This is a genomic window from Crocosphaera watsonii WH 8501, from assembly GCF_000167195.1.
GTDB classification, from domain to species: Bacteria; Cyanobacteriota; Cyanobacteriia; order Cyanobacteriales; family Microcystaceae; genus Crocosphaera; species Crocosphaera watsonii.
This window is the reverse complement of sequence record NZ_AADV02000184.1, coordinates 1-7,917: the sequence shown is the minus strand read 5'-3', so window position 1 is coordinate 7,917 and position 7,917 is coordinate 1. Positions and strand designations below refer to the sequence as shown.

The window sequence follows — 7,917 nt, the reverse complement described above, 5'->3', positions numbered from 1 at the left end:
AACGGCCGGGATCACTAACTGTTTCCGATAGCTTTTCTTCTTTCTTGATAAGATACTTTCCGATTTTTTAGCTACTTTTAAGTATTCCTTTCTAGCAATTTCTCTAGAAGTTCTCGGCTTTTTTCTCAATTTTACTCTTAATGGTTTATAAAGATTATCTATTATTCTTTCTGTCTCAATTCTGGCTTGATTTAATATGCCTAAATCCGTTGGGTATTTGATGTCTGCTGGCGCACAAGTCGCATCTAAAATTAGTTTACCTTTATTTTTTATTTTTTCTCCTTTTTCTTGGAGACAATCCTTTTTTTTTACTTCTTTATCACTCTTGTCTATTTCTCTTTTTACTATTTTTTTATTGATTTTGTTTATCAATTCTCCATCAATTCTTTTCCTAAAATGAACTAGCATTGAAGATTCCAGTGGTGGCTCTTGTTGATAACAATTTAAACCTATAAAGTATTGTAGATAGGGATTTTCTCTAATCTGTTCTATAGTTTCTCTATCACTTGTTCCTAATTTTTCCTTAATAATTAATGTCCCTAATGCCATTCTAAATAGTTTGGCTGGCGCACCTTTTTCTGCTGAAAAAAGTTTAGCATATTCTTCCTCAAAATCATCCCAAGGTATCAACTCTGCCATGATTACCCAACGATTATTGGGGGACAATTTGCCCTCGAAAGGTAATTCAAATTTTTCTGGGGGCGGTAAAGGTTGCTCCTCTTTTCGATACATTTGTTCTTGACCAACAACTGGGAGGTGTTTCTACCAATTATAGCGGTTTGTAGCCGACAAAGCTGATCTTTTTTGCGATCGCGAATATGGGTGTAACCTTTTAAAGAATAGGGTTTTGCTTTTATTCAGCAAACCCTAAATACTGTCAGCATTAAAGCAGACAACCCAGAAAAGTTCGGAAACCCGTACCCAGACGACTATTGCCATGACTCCCCTTATTTCGCTAAATTAGCACTCGTAAGGTTAGAGTGCTAAGCATCTCAAACAAGCCCTCATTCCTAATTATAAACTTCAGGAGGATTCGTTCATGGCAGCAATTAGTATCAACGTCTCTACAGTTAAACCCCTCGGCGATCGCATTTTTGTAAAAGTTAGCCCCGCCGAAGAAAAAACCGCAGGTGGTATCTTATTACCCGATAACGCCCAAGAAAAGCCCCAGATCGGTGAAGTTGTGGCAGTTGGACCCGGAAAACGCAACGACGATGGCAGTCGTTCTGAATTAGATGTCAAAGTTGGCGATAAAGTGCTTTACTCCAAATACGCCGGCACCGATGTCAAACTGTCTGGAGATGACTACGTATTACTATCGGAAAAAGATATCCTCGCTGCCGTTGCTTAATCAAAGCAGAGAAGACTTGAGAGCGACTTTATTGATTATTGATTGAGAATTGACCAAAAAGAGGCATAACCTATGGCTAAATCCATTGTTTACAACGAAGATGCACGTCGTGCTTTAGAAAGAGGTATGGACATCCTAGCTGAGTCTGTGGCCGTTACCCTTGGACCTAAAGGCCGCAACGTTGTCCTAGAAAAGAAATTTGGCGCCCCGCAAATTATTAATGACGGGATCACCATTGCAAAAGAAATTGAATTAGAAGACCATATCGAAAATACCGGAGTTTCCTTGATTCGTCAAGCAGCTTCTAAAACCAACGATGTCGCTGGAGACGGAACTACCACCGCTACAGTTTTAGCCCATGCGATCGTTAAAGAGGGTTTACGCAACGTTGCGGCCGGTGCTAACCCCATCGCTTTGAAACGGGGTATCGATAAAGCTACCGACTTCTTAGTAGAAAAAATCGCGGCCCACGCTCAACCCATCGCAGACTCAAAAGCGATCGCTCAAGTCGGTGCCATCTCCGCAGGAAACGACGAAGAAGTTGGTGCAATGATCGCCGAAGCGATGGATAAAGTAGGTAAAGAAGGGGTTATTTCCTTAGAAGAAGGAAAGTCCATGTTCACCGAACTGGAAATCACCGAAGGGATGCGCTTTGATAAAGGGTATATTTCCCCTTATTTTGTCACCGATGCTGAACGCATGGAAGCAGTATTTGAAGAACCCTGCATCCTCTTAACGGACAAAAAAATTAACCTCGTACAAGACTTAGTGCCTGTTTTAGAGCAAGTTGCTCGTCAAGGTAAGTCTTTAATGATCATCGCCGAAGATATCGAAAAAGAAGCCTTAGCAACCCTGGTGGTTAACCGTTTACGGGGTGTGTTAAACGTAGCTGCGGTGAAAGCTCCTGGATTTGGCGATCGCCGTAAACAGATGCTCGAAGACATCGCTGTTTTAACTGGTGGTACTGTTATCAGCGAAGATGCTGGCCTCAAGTTAGAGAATGCCAAGTTAGAAATGTTAGGCTCTGCTCGTCGGGTAACTTTAACTAAAGACGACACAACTATTGTTGCCGAAGGCAACGAAGAAGGGGTTAAATCTCGTTGTGAGCTTATCCGTCGTCAAATGGAAGATACAGAGTCTTCCTACGATCAAGAGAAGTTACAAGAGCGTTTAGCTAAGTTATCCGGTGGTGTAGCTGTCATCAAAGTGGGTGCTGCTACTGAAACCGAAATGAAGGATCGTAAGTTACGTTTAGAAGATGCCATCAACGCCACAAAAGCAGCCGTAGAAGAGGGTATCGTCCCTGGTGGTGGTACCACCTTAGCACACCTCACTCCTACCCTAGAAGAGTGGTCTAACGGCAATCTAGCTAACGAAGAGTTAACCGGTGCTTTGATTGTTGCTCGTGCTTTAACTGCACCCTTAAAACGTATTGCTGAAAATGCTGGTCAAAACGGTGCGGTAGTTGCTGAGAGAGTCAAAGAACAAGACTTTAACACCGGTTACGACGCTGCTAGTGGTCAGTTTACCGATATGTTAGCTGCTGGTATCGTTGATCCTGCTAAAGTGACTCGTTCCGGTTTACAAAATGCTGCTTCGATCGCAGGTATGATCCTCACCACCGAATGTATTGTGGTGGATAAACCTGAGAAAGAAAAAGCACCTGCTGGTGGTGGTGGAGACTTCGACTACTAAACCTTAAACCTAAAATGTGGATATTGTAGGGGTCAACGGCCGTTGACCCCTACAATATATCTAGGCAGAATCAGTCATGATATGTGAAAAGCGAGAATATATAGCAATCAGTTATCAGTTGTGAGAATTAAGTGAATTCTGATCCACCCTAACCCCCCTTACTAAGGGGGGAACTAAAGGGGGGATCATAAGGGGGGAACTAAAAGGGGGGATCTCGATAATCTCACGAATCATTACTGATTGCTATATATCAAGACATAATAATATTATGTCCCTACGAATGCGTCCTTGTAGGGGTTTAACACTGTGTTTTACCCTGCTCAATATTTTCTCACAACTGAAACCTGATTGCTATATTGTTAATTAAAGTAGACGAACTAGGAGGATCTGTGGTGCAACTCCATTCTGGTGCAGTCATAGAAACCCATAATTTAGTATCTTATGAATCTTTGGGAGTTAATCGTGGTTTCACCTTAACTTATGACTCAGAAAGAGCAGATTCTCGTCCTATTTTACACTTTGATTATAGCAATGTCGTCTTTAACGAAAATCGCCGTTTAATGGCAGAATTAACGGTACAACAAGGGATGTTTGAGTATGAAATAGCAGGAGGGACTAATTATTGGTCCATTCCTGAAGAGGGTGGTAATATTGAAGCGGCCTTACAAGGGGATATGCGTGGGTTAGGTTCGGGGCGTTATGATTATCAATTAAGTACAGGATTATTGCAACTGAATGGGGAAACCTTGAATGGTTCAACCATTACTTATACTGGGGACATTATTCACGTTAACAGTATTGGTAGTATTTTCGGCAATGGTTGGGGTTTGTCCGGTTTGGAGGAAATCGTCGAAAATGTGGATGGATCGGTGTTAATCATCGATGGAGACGGGGGAGAATTGTTATTTGAAATCCTGGAAGAAGGTGGTTATGACTCGCCTCCAGGGGATTTTTCTGTGTTGGAAAAATTGGAAGATGGGACATTCCGACGCACCATGACGGATCAGATGGTTTATAGTTTCAATGCGGATAATAAAATTGCTAGTGTAAGCGATCGCAATGGAAATACTACTCAATATATCTACAACAATGAGGGGAATATTAGCACCATTATCGATCCTGTGGGTTTAGAAACTAATTTTAGTTATACCAATGGTTTAGTTACCAGTATTAGCGATCCGGGGGATCGTGAGACAGTGTTAGAGTATGACACAGCAGGAAACCTGATCCGTTAATTTCTATAATAATACCTACAACCAAATTGCTGTTAGTTCTAATGGTTTACTCAGCTTTGGCGGAATCAAGTCTCAGTATACTAATACTGATCTAATGACTGGTGGTGTTGGATTATCTGATTTACCTTCCATCTTACCATTCTGGGATGATTTAGAAACAAGAAGTGATGAAGGAGCTATTGCTGAAATTTATACTCAAACAATTAGAGAACCAGATAATCGCCAATTTATTGTACAGTGGCATCAAGTTGAAGCTTATCCATATCTTTCTGAAACTGGAAATATCACCTTTCAAGTGATATTGAGTGAAGGCACTAACTCAATTCAATTTAATTACCTTGATGTTAATTTTGAGCAATCTACTGATGAGGAACATAGTGCCGGAAAATCAGCCACAATTGGTATTTGGAATAATCAGAATCAGTTTCAACAGTACAGTTTTAATCAGGCTAGTTTGCAAAATGGCTTATCCTTAATTGTTACTGAGCAGGGGATTACTGAAGCAACCGGAACCTCTATCGGTCGAGGATTCAAGAGTTTCACCTATGACCCAACTTTCAATCAATTAACCAGTTATACCGACGAATTAGGTCATCAAACTCTCTACGATATTGACCCCAATAATGGAAATGTTCTCTCCATCACTGAAGTCATTGGAGAAGTAGGAGGAAATGACGATCTTATCACTCAATTTACCTACACTGCTAATGGTTTAGTTGATACGATTACTGATGCTTTAGGTCGTATCACTGATAATGATTATGATACATTTGGTCGTCTTATTTCTATGACTTATGCAGTAGGAACAAACGACGAAGCAACCAGACAATTTGAATATGATACCGTAGGCAACCAAACCGCTATTATTGATGAAAATGGCAACCGCACCGAGTTTGAATATGATGCTTTAAATCGTCTCATTTCTATCACAGAAGCTGATCCTGATGGTGAAGGTTCCTTAACTTCTCCTATTACCAGTTATACCTATGATGCTGATGGAAATTTACTCACCACAACCGACCCAGAAAATAGCATTATTACCAATGAATATGATGTCTTAAACCGTCTCATACAAACCACTGATTCTCTCAATCAAGTTACAACCTTTACTTATGATTCTATTGGTAATCTCTTGTCAGTTGTTGATCCGTTAGGAAACGAAACCCAAAATATTTATGATGAACGTTATCGTCTCATTGAAACAATTGATCCGGAAGGAATCATTACCCGATTTGATTATGATCTAGACAATAACCTAATTACAGTGATAGAAAATTCAGTTTTAGGAACAACAAATTGGATTAAGTGAAGTGGTCAAGTGAAAATGGAGGAAATGATCAAACTTATTTGATTACAGACAATGTAATGACTTGGGAAGAAGCAGAAACAACAGCACAAGAATTAGGAGGTCATTTAGTTGCTATTAATAGTGAAGCTGAACAAGAATTTATCGAAAATAATATTTTAATTGGTCAATACGAACGTTTACCTTTATGGATAGGAATTAATGATGTAGAAAATGAAGGGGAATATGTATGGACAACAGGAGAAACATTAGACTTTACTAACTGGAATGAAGAGCAACCTAATGATTCTGGTGATTATGGTACAATTAATTGGCATCACTCACGGTTTGATACTAATATTAAAGGAACATGGAATGATGTACCCTTAGAAGGAACAGTGGGTTTTGAAGGGTTTACAGATGGTCTTTATTTTGGATTAATTGAACTTGAAATTAATGACCTTTCTAACAAAACAACTTTTGAATATGATGCCAGAAATCGTCTCATAAGTGAAACCGATCCTTTCAACAATACAACTACCTACGAATACGATGTAGTTGATAATTTAATTGCACAAACTGATCGAAGCGATCGCAGAATTGAATATCAATATGATGACATCGATCGCCTAATTCAAGAAACCTGGATAGATACTGAACAAGTTATTAATTATAGTTACGATAAAGTTAGTAATTTAACCTCAGTTGTGGATCAATATAGTTCCCTAACTTATACCTACGATAACCGCGATCGCCTGATTGCTGCTGATAATTTAAACACCCCCAATACCCCCCATGTAACCCTCAATTACACCTACGATGATGTGGGTAATATGTTGTCAGTGGTTGATACAATAAATGGGGTAGAAGCTGGCACTAATAACTACAATTATGATGCCCTGAATCGCTTAATTGAATTAACACAATCTGGTAATAATGTCAATGATAAAAGTGTTAATTTTGCTTACAATGCCTTAGGACAATATACCTCAATGAGTCGTTATAGTGACTTAGCTGGAACACAATTAGTTAACCAAACAAACTACAATTATGATGACTTAAACCGTCTCACCAATATAGGTCATAATAACGGTACAAATGACATTGCTTTCTACAATTATGCTTATGATGCTTCCAGTCGTATTACTCAGATAACCGATGTTGATGGAGTAACAGACTATACCTATGATGACAGAGATCAGCTAATTGGTGCAGAACGTAGTAATGATAATCTTGTCGATGAAACATACGAATATGATGCCAATGGCAACCGTATTAGTTCCAGTTTGCACGAAAATGGCTATGAAACAGGGACAAATAACCGTTTATTGTCCGATGGGGTTTATAACTACGACTACGACAATGAAGGTAACTTAATCAGTAAAACAGAGATAGCCACAGGAAACAGCCAAGAATTTATCTGGGATTATCGTAATCGTTTAATCGCAGTCATTGACAAAGATAATGAGGGAAATGAACTACAGCGCGTCGAATTTGTTTATGATGCGTTTAATCGACGTATTAGTAAAACAGTAGATACAACCCCCTCAGATGAAGTTGCAGGAGTTGTTACTCATTTTGTTTATAACGCAGATGATGTTCACTTAGAATTTGTGGATAATGACGGAATCACAGGGGAAAATGAACCTATTTTAAGTCAACGTTATTTACACCCCAGATTCCGCACTTCAAAATGTAGTATAAAAAAATACATAGTTTTAAAAAGTCCGAAAATCATACCTGGGCAAGAATATTTCTCTTTTCATTAAATTTTTAGGAAAAATAATCAAATTAAGAAGATTTATACTCATTGAAAACTTAGCAAGACTCAGCACAAACGAAGGAGAGTTTCCTCTTCTCATTTGATATCATTAGACTCTTATTCTTTTATTATTTTTGCTTTATCCAATTCAATTTATAGATAATATCTTTGACAAGATGCAGGTAATAAACTCAATATAAAACGCCTTTCTTCTGTTAAATTGACAATTTGTTTAACTCTGTTTAAAATCACATAATGAATACCTTGAAAACATTGAAATATCCACCTCAAAGTCGGACGCAATGTTACTTTCCCTACTTGATTATTTATTCCTTTTTTGACTCTTTTTAAACAATTTCTTAATTCTCTTTGCCCCAAGTTATAAATCAACAAACACAAAGACATTAAAAATAACATTGTTTCTATTCTTTCTGGTTTTTCAACGAAGAAACTATCAGTAAAAAATAAGGGATCTTTCAAAAATCGAAATCCTCTTTCCGTAGATTGCTGGTTTTTATAAGTTATCAGAATTTCACTAGCTTCTAATTTATTTTCCTCTACTAAGTTAGTTGCTAAAATAATTTTTCCT

At 38.4% G+C, this 7,917-nt stretch carries 6 protein-coding genes and 1 pseudogene; 5 read left to right on the top strand and 2 right to left on the bottom strand.

The window, feature by feature from the left end; genetic code table 11:
- Positions 1–23: 23 nt before the first annotated feature.
- Positions 24–732: pseudogene (locus CWATDRAFT_RS27865) on the bottom strand (IS5-like element ISCwa2 family transposase); the annotation flags it as partial.
- A 307-nt stretch (positions 733–1,039) separates the two neighbouring features.
- Here CWATDRAFT_RS27865 and groES point away from each other — a divergent pair.
- From groES to CWATDRAFT_RS36375, 5 genes are all read left to right on the top strand, one after another.
- Positions 1,040–1,351 (top strand): co-chaperone GroES, encoded by a 312-nt coding sequence (gene groES / locus CWATDRAFT_RS27860; RefSeq protein WP_007308121.1) that lies wholly within the window; start codon positions 1,040–1,042, stop codon positions 1,349–1,351.
- A gap of 72 nt (positions 1,352–1,423) precedes the next feature.
- Complete coding sequence (gene groL, locus CWATDRAFT_RS27855; RefSeq protein ID WP_007308122.1) at positions 1,424–3,046, top strand: chaperonin GroEL; 1,623 nt, start codon at positions 1,424–1,426, stop codon at positions 3,044–3,046.
- A gap of 356 nt (positions 3,047–3,402) precedes the next feature.
- The gene (locus CWATDRAFT_RS27850) at positions 3,403–4,281 is read left to right on the top strand and encodes an RHS repeat protein (RefSeq protein ID WP_007308123.1); all 879 of its coding nucleotides are present in this window, start codon (positions 3,403–3,405) and stop codon (positions 4,279–4,281) included.
- A 25-nt stretch (positions 4,282–4,306) separates the two neighbouring features.
- Positions 4,307–5,590, top strand: a complete 1,284-nt coding sequence (locus tag CWATDRAFT_RS27845) for a nidogen-like domain-containing protein (RefSeq protein ID WP_326997443.1) — start codon at positions 4,307–4,309, stop codon at positions 5,588–5,590.
- Positions 5,587–7,335: a lectin-like protein gene (locus CWATDRAFT_RS36375; protein ID WP_007308125.1), complete on the top strand. Its 1,749-nt coding sequence runs from the start codon at positions 5,587–5,589 to the stop codon at positions 7,333–7,335. Before CWATDRAFT_RS27845 ends, CWATDRAFT_RS36375 begins: the two co-directional genes overlap by 4 nt.
- A gap of 146 nt (positions 7,336–7,481) precedes the next feature.
- On the opposite strand, the gene CWATDRAFT_RS27835 is transcribed toward CWATDRAFT_RS36375, so the two are convergent.
- Positions 7,482–7,917: IS1634 family transposase (locus CWATDRAFT_RS27835; protein ID WP_007308119.1), on the bottom strand; the 436-nt coding region annotated here is incomplete at its 5' end.